Genomic DNA, 24,648 nt, shown 5'->3' on the forward strand with positions numbered 1-24,648 from the left:
GTGTTCACGGGCTCGCTGCCGCGGGATACTCCGGGCGCCAACGCACCTCGGCGATGCGTTCGGAGAGTTCGGCGTCGCTGCGCGCGGGGGCGACCCCGTCCGCCACGGCCTGCACGGCGACGGCGTGCGCGATGGCGACGGAGACATCGGGCACATCCGACCACGCGGGCAGCAACGGCTGGCCGGGATCCGTGAGGGCGGGCGACGCCTCGCCCAAGGTCTCCGCGGCGACGCGCATCATCTCGTCGGTGACGCGGGTCGCCTGGGCCGCTATCACGGCCAAACCCATCGCGGGGAAGATATAGACGTTGTTGCATTGGGCGACAGTGTGTTCCAACCCACCGCGGTGCAGTGGCGCAAACGGCGATCCGGTGGCGATCAGGGCGCGCCCGTCGGTCCACTGATCCAGTTCCGCCGGGTGCGCCTCGGCACGGCTCGTCGGATTGGACAGCGGGAAGACGATCGGTCGGTCGGTCTTGTCGGCGAGTTCGCGCACGATGGCTTCGGTGAACGCGCCCGCGGCGGTGGACAGGCCGACCAGCACACCGACGTCGACATGGTGGACCACATCGGCGAGCCGGGCGCGCCCGGACACGCCCCAGGCCGCCACCCGGGCCGCTGGCTGGGCGAACCCACGCTGCGCGTCGGAGAGGTCGGTGCGGTCATCGCTGAGAAGCCCGTCCACGTCGACGACCCAGATGCGCTCCGAGGCAGCCTCTTCGGACAACCCCTCGTTCACCATCTGACGGCGAATCATGTCGAGCACGCCGATGCCGGCCGAGCCGGCGCCGAGCATGACGACCTGTTGCTGCGACAGGGGGCGGCCCGCGACCTTGGCGGCGCCGTGCAGCGCTCCGACGGTGACGGCGGCGGTCCCCTGGATGTCGTCGTTGAAGGTCAGGAGTTCGTCGCGGTAGCGGGCGAGGATCGGCAACGCATGTGTCGTTGCGAAGTCCTCCCACTGCAGCAGCACATTGGGCAGCTGCCTGCGCACCGCGGCGACGAACTTGTCGACGAATGCGTAGTAATCGTCGTCGTCGACTCGCCGGTGCCGCCATCCCAGATACCGCGGGTCATCGAGCAGTTCGCTGTTGTCGGTTCCCACATCGAGCACGATCGGGAGCGTGCGAGCGGGGTCGATACCGCCAATGAGGGTGTAGAGGGACAGCTTTCCGATCGGGATACCCATGCCGCCGATGCCCTGATCGCCCAGGCCGAGGATCCGCTGCCCATCGGTCACCACGATCACGTCGACCTCGCGCTGGGGCCGATTGTTCAGCACCTCGTCGAGGCAGTCCCTCTCGGCGTACGACACGAACAGCCCCCGGGGCCGCCGATAGATCTCACTGAAGCGTTGACAGGCCTCCCCCACGGTGGGTGTGTAGACGATAGGCAGAGCCTCGGGGATGTGGTCGAGCAAGACCCGGTAGAACAAGGTCTCGTTGCGGTCCTGCAGCGCCCGCAGGTAGATGTGCTTGTCCAGATCATCGCGGCGAGTGGAGAATTCGTGCCAGCAATGCTCGGCTTGTTGCTCGAGGGTCTTCACCGTCGTCGGCAGCAGACCCATCAGGCCCAATCGTCGGCGCTCGTCCTCGGTGAACGCGGTGCCCTTGGTGGTCAGGGCATCGAAGAGCCTGGCCGGTCCCCGGAGCTCATCGGGCATCGTCGGCGTCCCTTCTGTACGAATCTCGCGGGAGGGAACGACGGGTTGTCCAACCCATCATCGATGATCTGCGGCGGTTTGTCTGCGCGTAACCCGGCGTCAATGGGCGCCGTCGAAGTGTCAGTGCGCTGCCAAAAGACGAGAGGGTCTTCGACTTCAACAAACTCGGATTCGTTGAATCCCTTGCGGACCAAAGAGGAACGACGCGTTCTCAGATGTGCCGACCGCAGTTTGCTACCGACGTCGAGAATCCCACCGAATCCCGTGCGCGGCTTCGTATTGGCAGGAGCGTGTGATGCAGTGCCGCGGCGCTTTTGGGGATGGCCTGATTGTTTGCCCGGCTCATCGACGCGAGAAAGGTTCCGCTGACACTATTCCAATACGGCCATACATCACGATATGGTAACCGAGGCGCCGTTTCGGCAGGCCCAGCATCGTCTCGGGTGGCCTTGCCAAGACAGCGCCGCTCTGTGGGTGGGAATCGACAGATTGGGTCATCGCGTCGAGATAAATGCTTGTTCGGGCAACAGTTCTCCGTTAACCGCGCGCGATTTAAATGACTCGCTGTCGTCGACCACCTCACACGGGCACGCGATGGGTTGTCAGAAGTTCCTGAGAGATTGCTCGGGCCCGAGAGGGGAATTCTATGATTGCGCCGCGGGTACGCCGGCGAGTCATCACTTTGCGCCGCTTGACAACATGCGGGTCGTCAACTCACACCACGGTGAAATTAATCTCTCGTGCGCATTGGCCGGCGCGTCCGGCGGTGCGGCAGTCGCCGGGCCCGCCTAGCGGGTCTCTTCGGGCCCTCAACTTGTTCAGCAACTCATGCGCGGTGCCGTTAAGGTCATCCGAACTGGCGTCACCAGCTGACGGACGAAAGGTAGCGCATGTTCTTGGGAACGGTTGAGGACTGGACGGCCGAGGGCACCGTCGTATCCTGGTATCCCACCGCGACCACCTATCGGCGCGCGGCCGAAGCGCAATACCATCCGGCGCCGGTGAGTTATCAGCAGTCGCAGCATCTTCGATACTACCGGCGCCAGGTCAGCCGCGGCCGCGATATCCCACGGTTGTGCATCGGGGCCTGGGAAATCAGCGGTGTCTGCGATATCGATGCGATGACGTACGCGGTGAATACGCATCTGCGGCGACACGACACCTATCACGACCGGTTCGCCTTCGGCGACGACGACGAGGTCCTTCGCTACGTCATTGCCGACCCGGAGGTCATCACCTTGGCGCCAACGGATCTCGGAAGGATGGGTCCGCCGCAGATCCGCAAGCTGCTTCTCGATACGCCCGATCCACTGCAATGGGATTGCTTCACCTTCGGCGTCATCCAGGGCGACGATCGTTTCACCGTCTATATCGCCGTAGACCACCTCCGCGCCGACGGTATGTCGGCCGGCGTGATCTTCCTCGACATCCAGACGATGTACTTCAGCGCGCTGCAGCAGGCCCAGAATCCGCTGGCGCCCGCCGCAAGCCATCGCGAATACAGCGCGAATCAGCACGCGTACACCAGGACCCTGAACGAAGAGTCGCCTGAGATCCGTTCGTGGCGAGCCTTTCTCGCGGCGAACAACGGGGCACTACCGAAATTTCCACTGGAACTGGGCGAGGCGGCCGCGGATACGCCGGGGGCCATCGAGGTGTTCGACCTCATCGATGACGACCAGGGCCGACGGTTCGAGGCGGCCTGCCGCGCTGCGGGGGCGCGTTTCAGCGGTGGCGTGTTCGCCTGCGCCGCCTTGGCCGAACATCGATTGACCGGCGCTGCAACATATTTCGGCCTCACGCCGTTCGATAACCGGCGCGATCCCGCCCACGCCACCGCGGTCGGATGGTTGGCCAGTTTCGTCCCGTTGGCAATCCCGACCGCCGGGGCCTCCTTCGACGAGGTTGTCAATGCCGCCCAGGCATCGTTCGACGCGAACACGGCCCTGGGCGCCGTGCCCTACTACCACCTGCTCGAGTCGCCCGACGGATCAGCAGGACCCATCGAGGTTCCGGACCGCCCGGTCCCGATGCTGTCCTACATCGACATTCGCAAGTTGCCCTTCGGCGACTACTTCGACGGCCTGCGTGCCGGTGTGTGGGGCGACAACCGACTGTCGGAGACGGTGTGCATGTGGGTCAATCGCATGCACGACAAAACACAGTTGGTGGTCGCCTACCCGGGCACCGACGCCGCCCACAGGTCCGTCTCGCGTTACGTCGAGACAATGCGCGCCGAGTTCACCCGGGTGGCCGACGCCGGGCTGAACACCGATGCGTGATGCGGATTCCGTGCCGCCGCCGGAGGCCTCGGCATGAGTGCCCTGGCGGCGCTCACCTTGCGCACACTGTCGGGCTCCCGGCGCGATGCCGACCTCCTGTTCGCGGCGCTGGCGCCCGTGGGTTGCTTCCTGGGGTTCACCTTGGTGTTGGGCAGTCTCATCCATACCGGGTCGATGACCTACCCGCAATATGTTCTTCCCGTGGTCATCGTGCAGGCGATGCTCTTCGGCGCAATGACCACCGCCGACCGTGCCGCACGAGACCGACTGTCCGGCTTCGGGTCTCGCCTTAAAACTCTGCCCGTTCCCGCGGGGGTGCCGCTGGCCGCGCGGATGCTCTACTGCTTGATACGCTCGGTCATCGCGCTCGCCGCCGCCATTGCCGTCGGGTGGTCGTTCGGCTTCCGGATGGCCGGCGGAGTAGGCGACACGAGCTTGTTCGTGATCATCGTCGTGGCGTTCGCGATGGCGGTGTGCCTCGGCGCCGACGCGCTGGGCTCGCGAGTCGGCTCCGTCGAATCGTCAAGCCAATTGCTGTTGCTGCCCCAACTCGTCCTGGTTCTGTTATCCACGGGTATTGCTCCCGCGGAATCGTTTCCGGCATGGCTGGGCCCGTTCGTCCGCCACCAGCCCGTCTCCCGGGTCACCGACACCTTGCGCGGACTGGCGGCCGGTCACGTAACGGGCAGGGATCTGGCGCTGGCATCGGCGTGGTGCGTGGGGCTGCTGACGCTTTTCGGCGTTCTGGCGGTGCGGATGCAGAGGCGCGCGGCCGCAGGGCGTTTTCGCGCACCCCGAGCCGTCCGGGTTCCACTTCGGGACGCCGGCGAGACGCCCGATGCGTCTGCGGAGCAGGACGTCGAGGCGGCGACCACCCCTGCACCGCAAGGGGTTCCGTGTACACCGTCATGGGCGGCCTTCGTCAGCCACAGCGTTTCGGAGGCGGGGCGGCTCCTGCGCCGTTGGCGGCGCGACCCGATCGTCGCGGTGCAGGCGCTGTTGTTCCCGACCTTCCTGCTCATCGTGTACAAGTTGCTGATCGGCAAAGCCGTTCTGGCCGTCACGGGGCACGACAGCCTGTACGGCCTGGTCCCCATGTGTGCGGTGGTCGGCGCCGTGTTCGGAACCCTGGGCGCGGGTTTGGCTTTGCCGGCGGAACGGGAGTCGGGCGTGCTGACGAGGCTGTGGGTGCAGCCCGTTCATCGGGCCAGCACGGTGGCGGGCCGGCTGGTCGCCGAGGCCGCCCGCACCACTGCGTCGGCCGTTGTGCTCACTATTTTCGGCATCGCCCTGGGTCTGCGATTCAGCTACGGCTGGATCGCGGCGCTGGCCTTTGTGCTCGTGCCCGTGGCGATTTCGGCCGGGATGGCGACGTTGGTCATCGCGATCGCCGCCCGCGCGGACGGCAAAGCGATGGTGACCTGGTTGGGTGCGGGCTGCGTGCTGCTGCTGTTCCTCAACACCGGCGTCGCGCCTGCCGGGGTGTTTCCCGGCTGGCTGCAACCGGTGGTGCGTTTTTCACCCATATCGCCGACGATCGAGGCGATGCGCGCGCTCGCAGAGGGCGGGCCCGTGCTCTCGCCGCTGTGGCAGGCGGGCCTGTGGGCCGGCGTCCTGGTCGCGGTGTTCGCGCCGGCCGCGGTGCGGGGGTATCGCGCGGCGGCCGAGGCGGGGTGCTAGTGACGAGGCTGGCGCTGTTGGACCAGGCAGCGTTTCTGCGGCTGCGCGCCACCGGTCAAGGCAGCACGGTGCAATGCACGTGGGTCTATGACCGCGACGTCAACACCGACGAATTACGTTCCTTTAGAGACAATCTCGCTGCCGGCCTGCTCGGACGCCGGATCGAGCGTTCCCCGCTGCCGTTCGGGCGTCATCGGTGGGTGGTCGACGCCCGCGCACCGGACATCGCGCGCGAACCGCCGCAACCGCGGCGGGAGATCGGCGCATGGATCGAAAGACGCGCGCGGGTGCGCGTCGACCCCGAGCACGGCCCGACGTTTCACCTCGGCGTGCTGCCGTTGGACGACGGTGGGGCGGCGGTCACCCTGGTAGCGTCACACTGCGTCGTCGACGGGCTCGCCATGGCGGCGGCCATCACCGAGGCAATCAAGGGAGAACCGCGCAATCGCGGCTACCCACAACCGAATTCGCGTGGCCGGTGGCGCGCGATGCGCGAGGACCTGGTCGACGCGGTTCTCGCCCTGCCGGCAGCGATCCGCGCGCTGATCGCGACTCTGGCGATATTGGTCAAGGCCTCGTCGGATCGACGGGTTCAGCCCCACGCGTGGGCGCCTCAACCGCACGACCCAATGGGCGAGGGCCAGAATGCATTCGGGTCGGTGACTATACAAACCGATGCCACGGCATGGGACGCACGCGCGGGCAGCCTCGGCGGAAGCAGCAACACGCTGTTCGTCGCGTTCGCCGCGCGCCTGGCGCACCGGATGGGCAGGGTACTTCCCGACGGGAACTCCGTGACGGTGGTGCTTCCAGTCAGCGATCGCGCCGTCGGTGACGACCGTGCCAACGCGCTGACCTCGATCACACTCGCCGTCGACGGCGATGCGGTGGCGGGCGATTTGAGCGGGGTGCGTGCAGATGTCAAAGGGCTGCTGACATCCCTGACTCACCAACCCAACGAGATGCTCGCCGGATTGCCACTCATCCCGTTCACGCCACAATGGCTGGTCCGTCGCGCCGAAGGCATCGCCATGTCGTCCGGCCAACTGCCAGTGGGTTGCTCCAACCTGGGCAGCCTCGATGCCGCCGTCGGCCGCATCGACGGAGGCGACGCCACAGAGTTCTCGATGCGGTTGGCCGAGCAGGGCATCACCCGGTCGCGCATCGAGCTCACGCACGGCCAATTGTTCTGCGGCACAGGGACCGTCAACGGCAGCCGATTCCTCACCATCGTCGCCTACCAGAGCGGAGGCACCACCGCGGCCACGCGTGAGCTGGCGTGTAGCGCGCTGGCCGACCTGCATCTGTCCGCCACCACGGCCTACGCGGACGGGATTTGATGGTGGACCTCGGCCTCGTGGCCAATCAACGCGCGCGCCGCCTCTACGTGGGTATTGCGATCGCCATCGCGGCGTGGGCGGCGGCCGTGCTGTGGTTCGCGATCAAGATCGTTCCCCTCGACGTGTACTGGATGTCGTACTACACCGCGGACTACACACACGGTTTCGTCCGCCGTGGGCTCGCCGGCGAGCTGGTCCGCTTGGCCCCGAGCCACTACTTCACGGCCACCCTCAGCCTGCGGTGGCTGTCCACGGTGGTCTATTTGTGCGGCCTGGCAACGGTTGCCGGTGTGGTGCTCTTCGGTCGCCGTCCGTCTGAACGAAGACTGATGGTCGCGACGCTGTTGCCGTTGTTGCCATTCGGTGTCCCGTTCGCGGCCTTCTCGGCTCGGCCGGACCTGTTCGGCGGGGCGGCGCTTGCGGCGTTCAGCTCGGCGTTGGCGCTCACACGATCCCGGGCCGTCGCGATGCGATGGTGCGCCGCCTACGGCGCCGTCATCGCGACGTTGACGCTGGTGCACGAGGCGATAGGGCTGCAGTTCGCCCTGGGGGCCTTCCTGGCAATCATCGTCCTCGGTGGAGCTTTGGAGACCGCCCAGCGTCGTGGCATGCTCCTGGCCGTGCTGCCGGGAGTCCTCACCACGGCGGCCGTGGCGGCGTTCGGTCGCCACGACATCGCCCCTCAACTGTGTGCGGCGGTGCCGCACCACCTGGTGCCCAACCCCTTTGCCACGGTCACATCACCGGCGACGCTGATGCACTACGTGCTTGCGGAACAACCAAGTCAAACCGACTATCACGACTGGGTGTGCCGCAACGTGATGCCGAACTACGACAACGGAATCACGGACGCGATCCGAACCGTTGGCCACATCGGTGCGCTCGGTCTCACCGTCTCATTGGTCTTCGGTGCCGGTGCGGCCGCGGTGACGCTGTGGGGTCTCAGCGCCCTGTCGGGCGTACCGTTGCGCGCGTTCACCGAGGCGCTGCGGGCGCGAACTTCCTGGGTAACCACCGGCCTGTTGTTGGTCGTCCCCGTCTTTCTGACCGGCTTCGACTGGACCCGCTGGCTGACGATCGTGGCGTTCGACGTCGCGATCGTTTTCCTTCTTTTCGCCGCGTGCAGGCCAGAGATCGATCAGCGGCCCACGCCAAAAACGTTGCGATTGTTCATCCTTCTCGTCATCACGTTCGCGCTGATCCCGGTAGGCGCGGTTCCGGGTTTCGGCGGACCGCGGATGGTCTGACGCCACCGTCCGATTCGCGGTGGCCCGCCGACAACCTCTGTCGATCTTGGTTTTGCTGGACGTGACGCGTTGGCTGGTGCTGTATCGCGGCTGGTAGAGTGCGTGGCACTGTGAATTTCGGAGTTGGAATGTTTTCACGGTGGTCGCGTCGACAATCTGCGTTGGCCATCGTTGCTGCGCTGGCCCTCGTTGCAGCTGTCCTCGGTTTCGGGGCTTTGCGAGCCGAAATGGCCGCCAACGCCGCGCCGCCGGAGGTGGCCGCCTCGTCGGTCAGCCCGCTTTCCAACCCGGTGCACCCGGACCACGAGTCGGTTCCGGTACGTCGCCTCGGCGTCGGCTCCACGGTGAATGACGACAAGGCGTTCAAGAGCATCGCGTTAAAGCGTGATCGTGGAAGCACTTTCGCACTTTCCACCCCACGGCAGTCCGGCTCGTCGACCCCGCCCACGTTGGGGATAATGTGGTCGCAGCAACGCATCGACACTGCCGCCCGCGCGCCCGCGTCCAGCCCTGTCGAGCACAATATTTTGATTCAATTCTGCGTCGCCCGTTGCTGATCGGGCAGCTCATCTCGTCGGCGCGTAGCACCCTCGCGCGGCCGGTCAAACGCTAACCGCTACCAGCTCCGGCGCCCTCAGCATCTGCTGACCGGTTCGCCGCGGCTGTTTCAGCGCTGCGTTGTGGCCACCACACCCATCTCGCGGAACGGCGACGTCGAAAACGCCGGTCATGCGGGCCCGCTTCGCGCGATGCGTTGGGGACTTGGACTTTTCATCACAACTTCGACTGCTGGCCAGATGTCGCGTGCGACCGCCGCGGCATCAGCAAGGTCCGCCCAAAGATTTGACAAGGGACAGAGATAGGCATGGATTTTGGCGCGTTACCACCAGAGATCAACTCTGGTCGGATGTATTTGGGGCCCGGGCCCGCAAGTTTGCTGGCAGCCGCGGGGGGATGGGAGACACTGGCGGCCGAGCTGACTGATGCCGCCGGCAGCTATCAAGCCGTGATCGCCAGCCTCACCGACGAGTCCTGGTCGGGGCCGGCCTCGATGTCGATGGCGGCCGCGGTCACGCCGTATATCGCGTGGATGACGGCGACCGCCGAGCAATGTCAGCAGGCTGCCGCGCAGGCCACCGCCGCCGCGGCGGCCTTCGAAACCGCGTACGCCATGACGGTCCCCCCTCCGTTGATCGCGGCCAACCGCGTCCGCCTGCTGGCTTTGATCCAGACCAACATCTTCGGGCAGAACACGCCGGCGATCATGGCCGCCGAGGCCGAGTACAGCGAAATGTGGGCCCAAGACGCGACTGCGATGTACGGTTACGCCGCCAGTTCGGCGTCAGCCTCGGCGCTTTCGCCCGTGGCATCGCCGCCACCGCAAACGGCTACCTCGACCGTCGCCGCCGGCCACCTCGGCGCCATCACGCACGCAGCGGCCCACGCGGGCACTACCGCGCACACAACGGCGACGCAATGGGCCTCCTCGGTGCCGCAGACCCTGCAAGGACTTTCGACACCTGGCTCATCCCCGAGCACGGGACTCTCACAGGCGGCGATGGGCACGGGCGCTTCGCTGGGATCTTCGGGGGCCACCGCCCCGCTCAGCGCGCTGTCGGGTCTGACCAACGCCTCGGGCAAGGGCGCGACGAAGAGCGCGAGCACGGGCGCGGGCGCGGCCACGGGGCTGGCCTCGACGCTGGCCGCCGCGCCGGCGCTCGACGGTGGTACGGGCGCGCTGGCCGGAGAGGCGGCCGGGTTCGGCGCCGACGGCGCCGGCCTGATCGCCGACACCGGAGGAATCGGTATAGACCTTTACGGCCTCGATTTGGATTACCAGGGGCTCGGCTTGGACTACCAGGGACTGGCGCTGGACTACGCGGGCGCCGATTCGATCTTGGGGGCCGAGGGCGCCGGCGGAATAGCGAGCATGGGAGGAGCCGGCGCCGCAGGGGCTTTGGGAAATATCCCGCCGATCGCAGGACTGGGTCACGGCGTCGCCGCGGGCGTGGGCCAAGCCAGCTCACTGAGCACGTTGTCCGTGCCCCCGAGTTGGGCCGCCACCGTCTCGTCGGTCACGCCGCTGCAGGCGTTGCACTCCAGCGCGATGCCGGGCGGATGGGCCGCAGCGCCGACCCCCGGCCCCACCGTGTCCAAGCTGCCGCTGGGCGGCATGGTCGGGCGCGAGTCCGAGGGTGCGGTTCAGCGCGTCGGTTTGCGTGTCTCACTCATTCCGCATTCGCCGGTGGCCGGGTGATGCGCCGAGTCCGTGAGCAGACCGTCACGGGAGGTGCACGCCCCTCGAGTCCGAACGAGATCGCCATGGCCACACGAAAGCCGCGGCGGTCTACCCGCCACCCGCAGCGTCGAAAACCGCTGGCGCACCTCACAAACGCATTGATGTGCGCTGCGGCCATCGTGGCGCTCGGGGCGTCGCCACCGACGCGGGCCGGCGCCGACCCGAATTCGGATGACGTCGGCCCGAATCCCTTCGGCGGCCTCAGCTGCAGCTGCGCACAAACCATCCCCGGCGGCAGCCCCGGCCAACGGCAGCAGCTCATCGGCGGAATGCGGCAGGGACTTGCTGTCGGGCAACGGGAACAGAACCTCGCTTCGTCGCCGGCAAGGCCACCGTCTTGACCTACTGCCTTCTACGAAGCTGACCTACCCGACCTGCAGACTGACGTAGAGGAGCACGTGATGCCCGACCGGGTGTTATCCGCCGAACTCATGCGGCAACACCGCGAAATAGGCACTGCCATAGAATGTTTCGTCGGAGAGCTCGACCGCGGCGACCGGCAGACGGAGCTGCTGAGGGCGACGATGGATGCGCTGCGTCGGCACATCTACCTGGAAGAGACGTTCCTGTTCCCGCCCCTTCGTAAGGCCGGGATCATGAAGCCCATCTTCGTCATGCTGGGTGAACACGGGCAGCTGTGGCGGACGATGGAAGCCCTGACACGACTCCTCGCCGACCGGACAGGCGGTCCGCGGCTCGACGCCACCTGCGACCAGCTGTTGGACCAGCTACACGGGCACAACTTCAAAGAGGAGCCGGTGGTATATCTGCATGCCGACTACGATTTGCCGGCGCCGACGAGCGCGCAGCTGACACGGTTTGTCGTTACGGGCCGCATACCCGATGGATGGGTTTGCCAGCAGGCAGGCACGAAACGCGCTCGATAGTCGGCTAACTGAGGTCCCGGGGCTCAACCATGCACCCCGTCGGCCGGGCGTGATGCAGCTCATAGTGAATTTATACAATCGCCATTGTGTAATTACCCGGACACGTTTCCCTCCTTCCTTCAGCCCGAGGAGCGCACCGGCACATGGCAATCCGATCAGCACCATCACGAACTACAACACCAGCACCCTCCACGTCGTTGATCGGCAAGGGCTGGGCTCAGGGCGTGGCCCTGGTGATGATCTTCGGGTTCCTGGTGATGGGCATTTTGGTGTATCGGACCTACACCGCCTCAATGCCGTTGCCGGCCAACGTCGTTAGCGAGTCGGGCGAGGTGCTGTTCACCGGCGCCCAGATCACCCGAGGCCAGGAGCTCTATCAGGCGCGCGGCCTGATGCAGTACGGCTCGGTGCTGGGGCATGGCGCGTACCTCGGACCGGATTACACCGCGGAATATCTGCGCATGTCGACCAACGATGTGGCCGAGCAATGGCGGGCGCAGGGGGTGGCCGACGCAAAAGAACGGGTGGTGGCCGAGTTTCGCACCAACCGTTACAACGCCGACACCAAGACGTTGGTGTTCACCGACAAGCAGGCGGCCGCGTTCGACCACATCCAGCAGCATTACGCCGATTACTTCGGCGAGAACTCCACCAAGTACGGACTCCTGCCGCAGATGATCACCAGCAAGGCCGACATTCATGACCTCACTGCGTTTTTCGCGTGGACGGCGTGGGCATCCGCGGCCGAGCGGCCGGGTCACAGCTATAGCTACACCAACAACTGGCCGGCCGAGCCTCGCGTCGACAACGGTCCCACCGCATCGATCGTGGTGTGGTCGGTGTTGTCGCTGGTCACCTTGCTGGGCGGGACCGGAATCATGTTCGCCGTGTACGGGCGGTGGAGCCAGAAGATCGGGTGGCACAGCGCCGAGGCATCGACGTTGTCGTTCCGCCAGCCCGGCGAGGTGGGCCTGACCGCCTCGCAGCGCGCCGCGATCTGGATCTTCGCGATCGTCTCGGTGCTCTTCTTGGCGCAAACCCTGATGGGTGGCGCCGTCGAGCACTACCGGGCCGACCTGTCGGCGTTTTACGGGCTGGATCTGGCCAAGCTGTTGCCCTTCAACCTCGCGCGTACCTGGCATGTGCAGCTGTCGCTGTTTTGGACGGCGGCCGCGTTTCTGGCGGGCGGGATCTTCTTGGTGCCCTTCATCAGCCGCCGGGAACCGCGGCGGCAGAGTTGGCTGGTCTACGGCCTGCTCGGCGCGCTCGTCCTGGTGGTGGGCGGCTCACTGATCTGCGAGGCCCTCTCGATCTACGGGGTGATCCCCGCGGGGGGCTTGTTCTCCCAGCAGTGGGAATTTCTCGACCTGCCGCGCCTGTGGCAGATCCTGCTGACCGTCGGCCTGTTCTTGTGGATCGCGATCATCTGGCGCGGCATCCGCGGCAAGCTCAGAGGTACGTCGAAGATGAACCTGCCGTGGATGTTCTTCTTCACCGGGCTGGCGATTCCCGCTTTCTACGCCGTGGGCCTGTTGGCCGGCCATGACACCCACTACTCGGTCGCCGACTTCTGGCGGTTCTGGGTGGTCCACCTGTGGGTGGAGGACTTCCTCGAGCTGTTCACCACCGTGATGGTGGCTTACATCTTCGTCCTGCTCGGGGTGGTGCGCGAACGCATCGCACTGGGAGTGATTTTCCTCGACATCATCCTGTACTCCGCGGGCGGTGTGATCGGCACGATGCACCACCTGTATTTCTCTGGAACCCCCGTGGAGCACATGGCCCTGGGCGCGTTCTTCTCGGCGGCCGAAGTGATCCCGCTGACCTTCCTGACCGTGGAGGCTTGGGCGTTCCTGCAGCTGGGATCTCGCCAACAAAGCCACGAAACACCGTTCCCGCACCGCTGGGCGGTCATGTTCCTGGTGGCGGTCGGCTTCTGGAACTTCTTGGGAGCGGGCATCTTCGGCTTCCTGATCAACCTGCCCATCGTGTCCTACTACCAGATCGGCACGGCGCTGACCGCCAACCACGCCCATGGAGCGATGATGGGGGTTTACGGGATGCTCGCCGTCGGGCTGGCGATGTTCGCCTTCCGCTACGCGATTCCCGCCGCCAAGTGGCCGGAGAAGTGGGCGCGGCTGTCCTTTTGGTGCATGAACATCGGGCTGGCCTGGATGGTGTTCGCCACCCTGCTGCCGCTCGGGGTCCTGCAGCTGTACCACTCCGTGAGCACAGGGTATTTCGAGGCACGTTCGCTGGGCTACATCACCCGGCCCGGCAACTCGCTGATCGAGTGGCTGCGACTGCCTGGCGACTTCGTCTTCATTCTCGGCGGTGTGTTGCCGTTCGTCTGGATCGCGTGGACCGCGATACGCAACGTCCGCCGCGCGCCGGCCACCGACGAACTGGACGAAAACCCGCTCTACAACGAACTCGACGCGGTCCCCGCGGCATCGCAGAAAGGTTGACGATGGCATCCCCTACCGTCGCCGCATGGCTGGTTGCCGGGTATGCACTGGCGCTGGTGGCCACCGCTTGGGGTGTCGACGTGATGGCGCGGCGCGTGTCGCAGCGCGCCGCGCAATGGCGCAGCGGCCAATTCCGTTACCACGCCGACCATGACGCGTGGGTGTGCCCCGAGGACCAGTGGCTGTGGCCGAGCTCCTTCGATCCGAAGCATCGGGTGATGCGTTATCGGGCGAAGCCGAGCGTCTGCAACAGCTGCCCGGTCAAATCGACGTGTACGACCTCAGAGCACGGGCGCGAGATCAGCCGCGAGATCGACCCCTGGCCGCATTCCGAAGCCGGACGCTTTCACCGCGGCATCGCTTGCTGTGTAGCCGCTTTGGGAGTGGTGATGCCGCTCGTGATGCTTGCCAGGCTGCACTCCCCCGCAGACCTGCTGGTGCTGATCGGCGTCGTAACCGTCGTGGCGGCCGCAGGGTTGCCGCTGGCAGGCCATTTGTGGCGTACCCCGTCCAACGCTCCCGAGCAGGTGGCACACCGCTCCGGGATGGAAGAGCAGGTGGCCATCGCGGTCGACCGTTATTCAACCCGCTGGGGCACAGGCCGATCGGACAAGGACACCGCGCCGTGAGCGCGCTGCTGGTCGTCGCCGGGGTGACGACGGCGGTGCTGCTGATCGTGCTGGCATTTCTTTCGCTGGCCGTGGTGCGCGAATACGAGCGTGGCGTGGTGTTCCGGATGGGACATGCCCGCCCGCTCTACGGGCCGGGGTTGCGGTGCTTGATTCCTCTGGTGGACAAGATGATCCGGGTCGATCAGCGGGTGGTGACGTTGACCATCCCCCCGCAGGAGGTGATCACCCGTGACAACGTCCCCGCCCGGGTCAACGCGGTGGTGATGTTCCAGGTGGTCGAGCCCCTCAAAGCGATTCTCGCCGTGGAGAACTACGCGGTCGCCACCTCACAGATCGCCCAGACCACCCTGCGCTCACTGCTGGGCCGCGCAGACCTGGACACCCTGCTGGCCCAACGCGAGGATCTCAACAACGATCTTCGGACCATCATCGAGGCGCAGACCCTACCCTGGGGTATCGAGGTCCGCGTCGTGGAGATCAAGGACGTCGAAATCCCCGAATCCATGCAGCGGGCGATGGCCCGCGAGGCCGAGGCCGAACGCGAACGACGCGCCAAGGTCATCAACGCCCGCGGCGAACTACAAGCGTCCGACGAGCTGCGCCAGGCCGCCGAGACCCTGTCGAAGAATCCGGCCTCGCTTCAACTCCGGTACCTGCAAACACTTTTGGAACTGGGCGCCGACCAGAACTCGACCGTCGTGTTCCCCCTGCCCGTCGACATCCTCACGCCTTTCCTGCAGCGCTCGGTCACGCCCCCGTCGTAAGGCACGCGCAGCAGCGTCCGCGGCCGAGACGGTGTCACAACTCGACGCGGATCGCCCGTTCCGGGCAGCTCGCCGCGCCCTCGATGGCCTTCTCCAGCAGGCTGGGGTCGACGTGGGGCTTGACGACGACGCAGTAACCCTCGGCATCGGGTTGGTAGATCTCCGGCGCATGCGAGTAGCAGACCCCCCACCCCATGCACCGATTCCGGTTGACGACCACCCTTACCAACTCGCTTTCGTCCACCTCGGGTGGGGCGAAGCGGGAGCGCACGTCCTGCTGCGTGGCCGGGGCGAGGTCCCGCTTGGTCACGAGATTGACCGCGCGATCCACCAGTTGGGCGTTGGTGGCGGTCCGCGATATCGATGGGCAATCCCCGATGCCCACCCGGATGCCGAGCCCGCGGTTGAGGGCATGCTCCCAAAGCTCTTGGCGCCGTTCGGCGGAGCTCATGCCATACGGCACCACGACGATCTCGTGGTCGATCCACTTCGGGATGCGCGAGACCAAAAAGTCGAGGACGTCGGGGTCGGGATCGCTATACGAGACCCAGCGATCGGAGAAGAACAACTTGATGTTCAGTGGCTGCCGCAAGATCCCGACGCGGGCGGCAAGTATCACCCAACGTAGGTCGACGTCGTTGAACACGGCGATGCTGGGCACCAGACCCAGCTTGGTGAAACGGTCGAGCTCGGGCGGGTAAGACGGCGCAGAGCCGTTCGAATCGTCGGAATCGACCACCTTGAACTGGTTTTCGTCCTCCTGCCACAGCACGCGCTTGACGTGTTGAGCGGGGTCGAAGGGCGCGAATAGCAGTCCGGTGCCGGCGGGCGGGTGTTCGGTCAGCGCCCAGATGTGGTCCAGGCTTCCGGAGTATCCGGGGTAGGCCAACGGGTCGACGTCTCGAGCCGCCGTGGCCAGGATGGTTCGCGAGACCTCGTCGTCGGACCACGCCTGTCGACCGTCGTCGTAGCGCGCATGGAATTGGACGGCCGTGGCGCCGCGCTGAATGCACTCGACCACATCGCGGGCCGTCTCTTCGGCGCCGTAGGGCACGTTCGGGTTTTCGTCCTTGCTGACGTCGTCGTTGACCCCGACCTCGAGGTACACCTTGCCGTCGTCGCGAAAACTCATTGCGTTGCTGCCCTTTCTTGGCAGGGACCCGTCGCCGGCCGGTGGCTGATCGTGGCCGCGCGGTATCCCGTCCTATGTTTTTACAAGTCAAATTGTGAAAAGTCTAGACGTCGTCGTGCGCGTTGACCAGAACGCCACAAACGTCTTGGCGCTCGCGATCCGGGGGCACAATACGAAGCACCACCTACCACTCGCTTCTTGAACATCGTTGGAGCCGGCGCATGATCACACTGGACCGCCTGGTGAACGTCCTGGGTGGGTATGGCGTCCGACTGCGTTGGTCGTCGGTGCCCCGGTCGACTGAGCTGCGCAGCGTGGTCGTCCACGAGCCGCCCACGGAACGCCCGGTGGTGGGCGACGTATTGCTGGCCATCGGCGCCGCCTCACTCGACGAGGCGGTGCGCTGGGCGGCGGCGGCGCGCGCGGTCGTGGTGGTGGTGCGCGACGGTGAGATACCGGTGACGTTCGACAGCAACAGCGACGTCGGCGCGGTGATGGTCCTCGATGAAAAGGTGTCATGGAGTGCGGTCGCGGCGGTGGTCTACGGCTTGGTGCTGGAAGGCCGCGAGACTGAATCCGGGCGCGGCCCAACAGACCTGTTCGCGTTGGCCGACAGTTTGGCAGACGCGATCGGCAGCGCCGTCGTCATCCACGATCGGCTGTTGCGGGTGTTGGCGTACTCGAGGCTGCAGCAGCACGCGGACCCGGCCCGGGTCGAGACGATCCTCGGACGGCAGACACCGGAACCGCTACGCGCGCTGTTCGATGCGCGGGGGGTGCCCGCGCACCTGTCCGTCTCCGACGAACCACTGTTCATCGCCGAGGCCCCTGACCAGGGCTTGACCGGGCGCATGGTGGCGGCGGTGCGATCCGGCGCGGAACTGATCGGGTCGGTGTGGGTGGCGTGCCCGGCCCCGCTGGACGACGCTGCGCGGCGGGCCCTGGCCGATGGCGCGCAGACCGTGGCCCTGCACCTGCTGCGGTCACGAGCGAGCGCCGATCTGGAGCGACAGGTCGAATCCGAGCTGGTGATCCGGTTGCTGGAGGGCGCCGCCGACGCGCCCACGGTGGCGAGCAGGCTGGGCCTGGCGCACAACGGTTTGCGCGTGATCGCGGTGCAGGCGTTCGTCGGCATCGACCGCGATGCAGCGTTGCTGTTGGCATTCGAGCGTGCCACCACGGGGTTCGGTTGGTCACGGCCGGGGCGCAGCGCTTTGGCGGGCAACATCGTCTACACCGTGCTCCCCGGCGAGGACGCGGCGGCGGCGCGACGCTGGGTGACCACGTTGCAAGCGGCCCTGCCCGAGCAGGTCACGGTGATCGCCGGGGTCAGCGGTGTGGCTGAGGTGGCAGACCTGGCCGCCGCACGCCAGGAGGCCGACGAATGCCTGGCGTTGCACGAGATGTCACCGGCTGCCGCACCCCCGGCCTACGACGAGTCGTGGGACGACATCCTGCTGCAGCGGCTGCGGGCCGCGGCACGCTCAGGGCGCGCGCCGACCCGCGGGCCGGTGGCCGAACTGCGTCGCCATGACCAGGCCAACGGCACCGACTACGTGCTCACGCTGCGGGCGTGGCTACAGGCCCAGGGCGACCCGACCGAGGCCGGCGAACGTCTGGGAGTGCACGAGAACACCGTCCGTTACCGGCTGCGCAAAATGGCCGAGATCACCAACCTGTCGTTGGACGACGCGAGAAAGCGGCTGGCGATGATGATCGAGCTCGCGGCCACCGACATCGATTGAGCGACGGCGCTGTCGAGATCCGACAAAGCACCGCAGCATGGTTGTCTCGTATCGGCAAACCTCGTGGCGATCGTCCTCGCGATCATGGGGTTGTCCACGTGTGGCCGGGTTCGTGTGGCGGCGTGTTTCCGGCCGCCGTGTGCGACCTCGAACCGCGCCGACCCGTCGATAGGAAACATCCGATGAGCACCCAACGTCCCGATCATCTTCGGCCCGCCGGCGACCCGGACGACGGCGCCGCCATGGAGAGCTTCACCGTGCCGCTGCCGCGGAGACTGTCGTCGCGGTTGTTCGGACGCAACCCGCTGATCCGCGCCAGCGACCGGCTGGAGGCGCTGATGTTGGTGTTGGCCATAGCGATCTCGCTGCTGGCGGTACCTATCGGGGCCGCCGTGGGCACCGCTGTCCACGAGTCCACCAGTCGCGTTCACGCTGAACAGGCCCAGCCTCACCGACAGGTGACGGCGACGTCTATCGGGGACAGCCACCCGCGCAGGGATCTCGAAAGCCCAACGGTGACGGTGCCCGCGCGATGGTCGGTCGACGGCATCGAGCACACCGGCGACGTCACCGCCCCCTTGAACGTGAAAACCGGTGACGCGATTGAGGTTTGGGTCGACGAGAAGGGCGAACCGGTGCGCCCGCCCGTCCGGACCGCCGTCGACGCGGGTGTGGCGTTCGCCGTGGCGACCTGGTCCACCATGAGTTTGTTGGCAGCGGGCTTATTCGGCGCCGTCCGCGTCGCGCTCGACCGGTCGCGCTACGCCCGATGGCAACGGGACTTCGACAGCCTGGTCGGGCATCGGTGAGGTAACGGCAACCGCGTTGTCGGGTCCGAACAACGGTCCACGCCCGCGTTGTCGGATTCCGGCAAACACAGCGGCACCCGCCCACACCACCATGGACTTCACCAATCACAAGACCAGCTGCGGAGGTGCGGGATGGGTGGCGTCGAACCGATTGACGGCGGACCCCGATCGGTGATCGTCGTGGGCGCCGGCATCGTCGGCCTGTCCACGGCGTGGTTCCTCCAGGAACGTGGCGTCGACGTCACGGTGATCGATCGCACGGGGGTTGCCGCGGGTGCGTCGTGGGGTAATGCGGGATGGATTGCTCCGGCACTGACGCTGCCGCCGTCGGGTGGGCTGCGCGACGAGTTGCAGGCCCTTCGCGATCCGGTGGCGCCGACACAGACGCCGTCGAGCGTGGGCGCGCACCTGGGGGCTTTTTTCATGCAGCTGTCGCGGTCTTATCGGAGTTCGTCGCCGCGGCGGGTCTTGCGGGCCGGCGTGGCGCTCAACGAGGACTGCATCGAGGCCTTCGATGTGTTGATCGCCAATGGGGTCGACACACCGGTCACCGACGCGCCGATCACCGCGCTGTTTCGCAGCACCAAAGAAGCGCAGCGCATGCTGGAAATGCTGCGGCAGATCGAAAACGCCGGACAGCCAATGTATGTCACCGCACTTTCCGGCGCGGCGTTGCGCGAGCAGGTGCCCCTGGCCTCGCCGGCAGTCACCGCGGGGCTGAACATCAATGGCCAGCGATTCGTCGATCCCCGACGATTCGTCGAAGCCCTGGGCCGCTCGGTGATGGCCCGCGGGGCGGCGATGCACAGGCTGGAAGTCGACGACGTTCACGGCTTTTCGAATGGCGCCGCGGTGCACCCGCGCCGCGGTGACCCCCTGACCGCCGATGCCGCGGTCATCGCCACCGGTGATCGGTTATCGCGGTTGGCCGGTCGCTGGCTGCGCGTCCCGGTCCAGGCCCAGAACGGCTACTCGTTCACCGCGCCCGTAAAACGCCCGATACTGGCGCCCATCTACCTGCCGGACATCCGGGTGGCGTGTACGCCCTACAAAGGCGCGCTGCGCGTTTCAGGTGCCCTGGAATTCCGCCGCCGCAACCAGCCGCACCCGCGCGAGCGGGTGGAGGCCATCGCCACCGCCGCCAGTTCCCTGCTGGATGGAGTGGATTGGGCCGCGCGCAGCAACGTGTGGGTCGGTGCCTGCACCGTCACCCCCGATGGCCGCCCACTGATCGGTGAGCTGGCGCGTGGCGTCTACGTGGCCGGCGGGCACGGCATGTGGGGTTTGGCGCACGGGCCGGTGACCGGGCGGCTGCTGGCGGAACAAATCACCACCGGCAAGCAGCCCCAAGCTCTCGCCGAGTTCGACCCGCGGAACAGAACGCTCCGCAACGCCGCCCGATAGCCCCGACATCAACCCTTCCGCGGCTCACCCGCGAGAGCGCCGCGTCGTCGGGACCGGCCCCACATTCTTGCGCACTCGAACGCTGTCAGAAGAAAGGGAAAAGATATGACCAGCACTCAACCCGCATGGATTTCGCCGCAGGCCTACGAGCGGCTCCAACGGGAACTGGCGACGCTGCGGGAGTTGTGTGACACCAACGCCGTCGGCAGTGCCAATGACGACAATTCGATCGCTGTCCAACGTGCGTGGCAGGTGCGCATTCGACGGATTCACGAGTTGTTGGTCGACGCAGTCGTCGGTGAGGATCCACCCGACGACGGGATCGCCGAGCCCGGCATGGTCTTGACCATCCGCTACGACGACACCGGCGAGGTCGAAACGTTTCTGTTCAGCGTGCGGGGCGCCGAATACGGTGGCATGGAGGTCTATTCGATCCGATCACCGCTGGGCGCCGCCATCGCCGGTGCGCGTCCCGGCGAGCAGCGCACCTACACCCTGCCCAGCGGTGTCGCGCTCAGCGTCACCCTCCTGAAGGCCGTCCCCTACGGTGTTCACCTCGCGGGCCTCAGCTGACGGCGATCCCATGATTTTCGATGTGATCGACCCGCTGGCGACGATGTTTCTTCTGGTCGCGGGAATCTTCCTCCTGATGGCCGTGGCGTACGGGCGGATGTGAGACCCGGGGCAGCGTCCGTGCGCCTGTCAAAACCTCGCTCCGAGGCGAGGATTCACGTCACGAGGCGACAAGGAGAAGCACGCCCGCGACTACCAAGGCGATCGCCTTGACCGTCTCCAGGCCCACGTAGGCATAGTGACCGCGTGAGCGCGGTGCATTCAGGCCGGCGAGGACCTTGGCGGAGCGCTGGTTCAAAAATGGTCGCACGACCATCAACTGCGCGGCGAGCATCGCGACGGCGGTCAGGAGTGCCGCGATAACGCCCGCCGGCGGCGGCTTGGCCAGAATCAGCGCCGCGAGCACGATGGCGAAGATGACCTCGACGCTGTTGAGTGCGCGGAAGACCAGTCGCCCGATCCCGAGCCCGATCTGCCTCGTCACATTGGGCGCCCGGAACTTCAACGGCGCCTCCAGAAAAGAGATCGCCAGCACCATTCCCAACCACACGAAGGTCAAGCCGACGGCGATTGCGCTCTCGGCGTTCACCCCGAGATTCCCAGCGGCTCCTCGCGTGGCATGACGACCGCGCTCACGCTTGCTCGGGTTCCTGCTTGGGCAGGTTGGCCACCAGCGGTGTGTCGACGCCGAGGGGGCCGATCTTGGCGGCCCCACCCGGCGACCCGAGGGGCTCGTCGCGGCCTTCCAGCGTTTCGGAAAAGAAGGCCGCGTTGTCCGCCTGATACGGCTGCAACTCCTCGGGCAGGTCGTCTTCGTAGTAGATCGCCTCGACGGGGCAAACGGGTTCGCACGCCCCGCAATCCACGCACTCGTCGGGATGAATGTACAGCGCGCGGCCACCCTCGTAGATGCAGTCGACCGGGCACTCCTCGACGCAGGCCCGATCCATCACGTCCACGCATGGCTTCCCTATCACATATGCCATGCCGTAGAGTTTACACAAGTGCGATTGTATAAACCAGATGGAGTGGGCTCCGATGACCGAGAACATGAAACCCCTGGCCGACAACGAACTCGACGCCGCGCGGCTGCCCAAGTCCGGCATGCGCGAACGCGGCCTGGACTGGAACATCGTCACGCTTCCGCCCCATCGCGAAATCGACACCACCGGAACCGAAGTCGACGCCGTGATCCATGTGCTGTCCGGCAGCGGTCGGCTCATCACCGCCGAGGGCACGATCCAACTGGCGCCCGGCACCGTGCTATGGCTGCCCGGTCGGGCGCATCCGCAGTTCATCGCCGGCGCGGACGGACTTCGCTATGTGACTGTGAACCAGAAGTGGGGAATCCTGCCCCCGTAGATCACGGGCAAGGAGCGCGCCAACGACAACTCACCTGGGGCGCAGTATCTTTCGCCGGAGGTAGGTCTTATCCGGGTTCAGCGCGGAACGAGGCTGTCAAGTTCCGGCGAGTCCGCGCCCGTCAGCCGTCGGTGCATCGCCCAGGCGATCCGGGCGCCCTGGATCTTCGCCCGCTCGGCGATGGGTCCCCGGAACATCTCATCGACGGTGTGGTTCCATACGGTCAGCCAGCGGACAAAGTGACTGTCGCCCAACGGGATTCGTTGATGGACGTGCCGGTGGGCGTGCAATGCGCTGCCCCGGTACAGTCCGGCGCGAAAGAGCGCCGTCTCCCAGAAGTCGGCCATCACCGGGATGTGCGACTCAAGGCCCTTGCTGCGCAACTCCGAGAAGGGTTCGGCGAGGATGTCGTCGACCATCACCCTCCCGTAAAACCGGCGCAACAGCGCCTCGACGTCCGCGCGGGTGACCAGATCTGCGTCCGCCTGGCCAACGGGAACACACAACTCAGTCATGCGCGATCACCGTGGCGAGGCACAATTCGGGTTCGACGAACGGCTCCAGCTCGACGTGCATCCCCGGCGCCGAACCGACCGGCTTCGTCGGGCCGGCCAAGCCCTGTAGCAGGCCGCGGTGCAACGCGCACGCCACCTCGGGGTGGTCACGCGCCAGATCGCGGACCGGGCAGCTGTGCAGGCGAATCGTTCGCCGGTTGCTACGGGTCGATTTTTGAGCCGGAACCGGCTCGGGACCGAATCCCATCCTGTCGAACACCGTCGTGATCATCGCCGAGCGCTCCTCAGCGGCCTTCTTCGGTGCCGCACCGGCTGGAACACGTTGTCCCGCAGCGTCTTCGTGTGGCACGTCGTCGGTGATCCGCTCAGCCCAGCGTCGGCCCGCGGCTTCGGCGCGGCGGCGCCTCTTGTCGGCGGTATCGCCGAGTTCCAGGGCCAATATCTCGGCCAGTATTCGGTAGTCCAGCCGCTCGCGCACCGCGCGGTAACCGGTCCGGGGACGGCCCACACCGGTTCGCGTGATCCGCGTCCGCTCGACTAGTCCCTCAGCACACAACGCGTCAAGGTGGAAACGCACCGTCGTCGTGTGCAGCCCGATCCGCGCGGCGAGTTCGGCCGCATCGACCGGCTCGTCATGCTCGCGCACCAGTTCAAGAACCCGTTGACGCTGCCGGGTCTGCGCCGCGCGGTGCGGCCGACCGGCCTCGTCTCCGTTGTGCTCGTCCACCCCGTCCGCCCTCTCGTTCGGTTGCCTTCCAGCTATTTCGAGGATATTATTCATTAATAATAGCACCGCACGCCACAGATGTCGCCAGTAGCGAACGGCATTGGGGCAGCAGAGGAACCGGAGGTGCGCCGTGTTGGACGCCATGGTGGAAACCAAGCTCATCGAGAACGCGGTCGAGTTGGCCTGCCGCGCCCCGTCGCTGTACAACACCCAACCGTGGCGGTGGGTGGCCGACGGCCCTCGGCTGGACCTGTTTCTCGACGCGAACCGCGTCGTGCACGCGGATCGATCGATGCGCGAGGCCCACATCGGTTGCGGCGGTGCGCTCGAACATCTTCGGGTGGCGATGGCCGCCGCGGGCTGGATCGCCGAAATCGACCGATTTCCCGATCCGGCCAATCGTGCGCACCTGGCCAGGGTGACATTCGCCCCCGCGGACGGCGTGACCGACGAGCAGCGTCGCCGCGCCGACGCGATCCTGCGACGCCGGACCGACCGACTCCCGTTCCTCGCACCGGTCGACTGGGACCCGTTGGAGGCCTCGCTCCGCCGCAACATCGACACCGGCCCGGTGCGGTTGGACGTGCTGCCGGAAGAGATGCGCCCGGGCCTGGCCGAAGCCGCCGAGTTCACCGAGTCGCTGCGCCTGTACGACTCCTCGTACCATCTCGAACTCGACTGGTGGACAGCGCCGTTCGAAACATCGGAGGGGATCCCCTATAGCTCGTTGATATCAGCCGCCGAGTCGGAGCGGGTGGGCGTCAATCGCCACTTCCCGTTCACCCACAATCTGGACAGGCGCGCCAGGGTGACACGGGATTTCTCGAAGATCCTGATGCTGTCCACCGAAGACGACAGCCACGCCAACGCGCTGGCGTGCGGCGAAGTCCTGTCGAGCGTCCTTTTGGAATGCACGATGGCCGGCTTGGCCACCTGCCCCGTATCGCAATTGACCGAGCTATCGGTCAGCCGTGAGCTGCTCGCGGCACTCACGGGCCACACCGACCTCCCGCAGGTGTTGATCCGGGCAGGTGTCGCACCGGCACTCGACGCACCACCACCGCCCACGCCGCGGCGCGCGCTCGCCGACGTATTGCGGCTGACGAGTTGAGTCTCGCC

At 66.3% G+C, this 24,648-nt stretch carries 22 protein-coding genes; 16 read left to right on the forward strand and 6 right to left on the reverse strand.

The window, feature by feature from the left end:
- Positions 1–4: 4 nt before the first annotated feature.
- Positions 5–1,663: an NAD-dependent malic enzyme gene (locus tag ACZ50Z_RS11410; protein WP_464483647.1), complete on the reverse strand. Its 1,659-nt coding sequence runs from the start codon at positions 1,661–1,663 to the stop codon at positions 5–7.
- 890 nt (positions 1,664–2,553) lie between these two features.
- On the opposite strand from ACZ50Z_RS11410, the gene ACZ50Z_RS11415 reads away from it, so the two are divergent.
- The 10 genes from ACZ50Z_RS11415 (at position 2,554) to ACZ50Z_RS11460 (ending at position 15,262) form a co-directional block, all read left to right on the forward strand.
- On the forward strand, positions 2,554–3,945 hold the full coding sequence (locus ACZ50Z_RS11415; protein WP_464483648.1) for a condensation domain-containing protein: 1,392 nt from the start codon (positions 2,554–2,556) through the stop codon (positions 3,943–3,945).
- Between the two features lie 33 nt (positions 3,946–3,978).
- Positions 3,979–5,625 carry an ABC transporter permease gene (locus ACZ50Z_RS11420; RefSeq protein WP_464483649.1) on the forward strand — a complete coding sequence of 549 codons (1,647 nt, stop codon included), beginning with the start codon at positions 3,979–3,981 and terminating at the stop codon, positions 5,623–5,625.
- Positions 5,625–6,965: a condensation domain-containing protein gene (locus tag ACZ50Z_RS11425; protein WP_464483650.1), complete on the forward strand. Its 1,341-nt coding sequence runs from the start codon at positions 5,625–5,627 to the stop codon at positions 6,963–6,965. Before ACZ50Z_RS11420 ends, ACZ50Z_RS11425 begins: the two co-directional genes overlap by 1 nt.
- Entirely contained in the window at positions 6,965–8,212 is a 1,248-nt protein-coding gene (locus ACZ50Z_RS11430) for a hypothetical protein (protein WP_464483651.1), read from the forward strand. The genes ACZ50Z_RS11425 and ACZ50Z_RS11430 overlap by 1 nt, the downstream gene beginning before the upstream one ends.
- Before the next feature lie 161 nt (positions 8,213–8,373).
- Entirely contained in the window at positions 8,374–8,769 is a 396-nt protein-coding gene (locus ACZ50Z_RS11435; RefSeq protein ID WP_464483652.1) for a hypothetical protein, read from the forward strand.
- Positions 8,770–9,077: 308 nt separating this feature from the next.
- Complete coding sequence (locus ACZ50Z_RS11440; RefSeq protein ID WP_464483653.1) at positions 9,078–10,469, forward strand: PPE family protein; 1,392 nt, start codon at positions 9,078–9,080, stop codon at positions 10,467–10,469.
- 443 nt (positions 10,470–10,912) lie between these two features.
- On the forward strand, positions 10,913–11,398 hold the full coding sequence (locus tag ACZ50Z_RS11445; RefSeq protein WP_464483654.1) for a hemerythrin domain-containing protein: 486 nt from the start codon (positions 10,913–10,915) through the stop codon (positions 11,396–11,398).
- Between the two features lie 143 nt (positions 11,399–11,541).
- Positions 11,542–13,866, forward strand: a complete 2,325-nt coding sequence (locus ACZ50Z_RS11450; protein WP_464483655.1) for a nitric-oxide reductase large subunit — start codon at positions 11,542–11,544, stop codon at positions 13,864–13,866.
- Positions 13,867–13,868: 2 nt separating this feature from the next.
- The gene (locus ACZ50Z_RS11455; protein WP_464483656.1) at positions 13,869–14,495 is read left to right on the forward strand and encodes a hypothetical protein; all 627 of its coding nucleotides are present in this window, start codon (positions 13,869–13,871) and stop codon (positions 14,493–14,495) included.
- Positions 14,492–15,262, forward strand: coding sequence for a slipin family protein (locus ACZ50Z_RS11460; protein ID WP_464483657.1), 771 nt, complete (start codon positions 14,492–14,494; stop codon positions 15,260–15,262). Before ACZ50Z_RS11455 ends, ACZ50Z_RS11460 begins: the two co-directional genes overlap by 4 nt.
- 34 nt (positions 15,263–15,296) lie before the next feature.
- Here the strand turns inward: ACZ50Z_RS11460 and ACZ50Z_RS11465 are convergent, their stop codons facing one another.
- Positions 15,297–16,394 (reverse strand): 3-keto-5-aminohexanoate cleavage protein, encoded by a 1,098-nt coding sequence (locus ACZ50Z_RS11465; protein WP_464483658.1) that lies wholly within the window; start codon positions 16,392–16,394, stop codon positions 15,297–15,299.
- Between the two features lie 221 nt (positions 16,395–16,615).
- On the opposite strand from ACZ50Z_RS11465, the gene ACZ50Z_RS11470 reads away from it, so the two are divergent.
- From ACZ50Z_RS11470 to ACZ50Z_RS11485, 4 genes are all read left to right on the forward strand, one after another.
- Positions 16,616–18,139 (forward strand): PucR family transcriptional regulator, encoded by a 1,524-nt coding sequence (locus tag ACZ50Z_RS11470; protein ID WP_464483659.1) that lies wholly within the window; start codon positions 16,616–16,618, stop codon positions 18,137–18,139.
- 182 nt (positions 18,140–18,321) lie between these two features.
- On the forward strand, positions 18,322–18,948 hold the full coding sequence (locus ACZ50Z_RS11475; RefSeq protein WP_464483660.1) for an Rv1733c family protein: 627 nt from the start codon (positions 18,322–18,324) through the stop codon (positions 18,946–18,948).
- A 132-nt stretch (positions 18,949–19,080) separates the two neighbouring features.
- Entirely contained in the window at positions 19,081–20,352 is a 1,272-nt protein-coding gene (locus ACZ50Z_RS11480; protein ID WP_464483661.1) for an NAD(P)/FAD-dependent oxidoreductase, read from the forward strand.
- A 105-nt stretch (positions 20,353–20,457) separates the two neighbouring features.
- The gene (locus ACZ50Z_RS11485) at positions 20,458–20,925 is read left to right on the forward strand and encodes a GreA/GreB family elongation factor (RefSeq protein WP_464483662.1); all 468 of its coding nucleotides are present in this window, start codon (positions 20,458–20,460) and stop codon (positions 20,923–20,925) included.
- Between the two features lie 160 nt (positions 20,926–21,085).
- On the opposite strand, the gene ACZ50Z_RS11490 is transcribed toward ACZ50Z_RS11485, so the two are convergent.
- Complete coding sequence (locus ACZ50Z_RS11490; protein WP_464483663.1) at positions 21,086–21,514, reverse strand: hypothetical protein; 429 nt, start codon at positions 21,512–21,514, stop codon at positions 21,086–21,088.
- A 43-nt stretch (positions 21,515–21,557) separates the two neighbouring features.
- On the reverse strand, positions 21,558–21,911 hold the full coding sequence (gene fdxA / locus ACZ50Z_RS11495; protein WP_464483664.1) for a ferredoxin: 354 nt from the start codon (positions 21,909–21,911) through the stop codon (positions 21,558–21,560).
- A 52-nt stretch (positions 21,912–21,963) separates the two neighbouring features.
- Between fdxA and ACZ50Z_RS11500 the strand changes: the two genes are divergently transcribed.
- On the forward strand, positions 21,964–22,287 hold the full coding sequence (locus ACZ50Z_RS11500; RefSeq protein ID WP_464483665.1) for a hypothetical protein: 324 nt from the start codon (positions 21,964–21,966) through the stop codon (positions 22,285–22,287).
- 77 nt (positions 22,288–22,364) lie between these two features.
- Here ACZ50Z_RS11500 and ACZ50Z_RS11505 read toward each other — a convergent pair whose 3' ends face one another.
- Both ACZ50Z_RS11505 and ACZ50Z_RS11510 read right to left on the reverse strand, forming a co-directional pair.
- Positions 22,365–22,802, reverse strand: a complete 438-nt coding sequence (locus tag ACZ50Z_RS11505; RefSeq protein ID WP_464483666.1) for a group III truncated hemoglobin — start codon at positions 22,800–22,802, stop codon at positions 22,365–22,367.
- Positions 22,795–23,529, reverse strand: a complete 735-nt coding sequence (locus ACZ50Z_RS11510) for a helix-turn-helix transcriptional regulator (RefSeq protein ID WP_464483667.1) — start codon at positions 23,527–23,529, stop codon at positions 22,795–22,797. The genes ACZ50Z_RS11505 and ACZ50Z_RS11510 overlap by 8 nt, the downstream gene beginning before the upstream one ends.
- Before the next feature lie 130 nt (positions 23,530–23,659).
- Between ACZ50Z_RS11510 and ACZ50Z_RS11515 the strand changes: the two genes are divergently transcribed.
- Positions 23,660–24,640, forward strand: a complete 981-nt coding sequence (locus ACZ50Z_RS11515; RefSeq protein ID WP_464483668.1) for an Acg family FMN-binding oxidoreductase — start codon at positions 23,660–23,662, stop codon at positions 24,638–24,640.
- Positions 24,641–24,648: the final 8 nt, after the last annotated feature.

It is taken from the genome of Mycobacterium sp. NTMscope_MAC_269 (genome assembly GCF_976985695.1).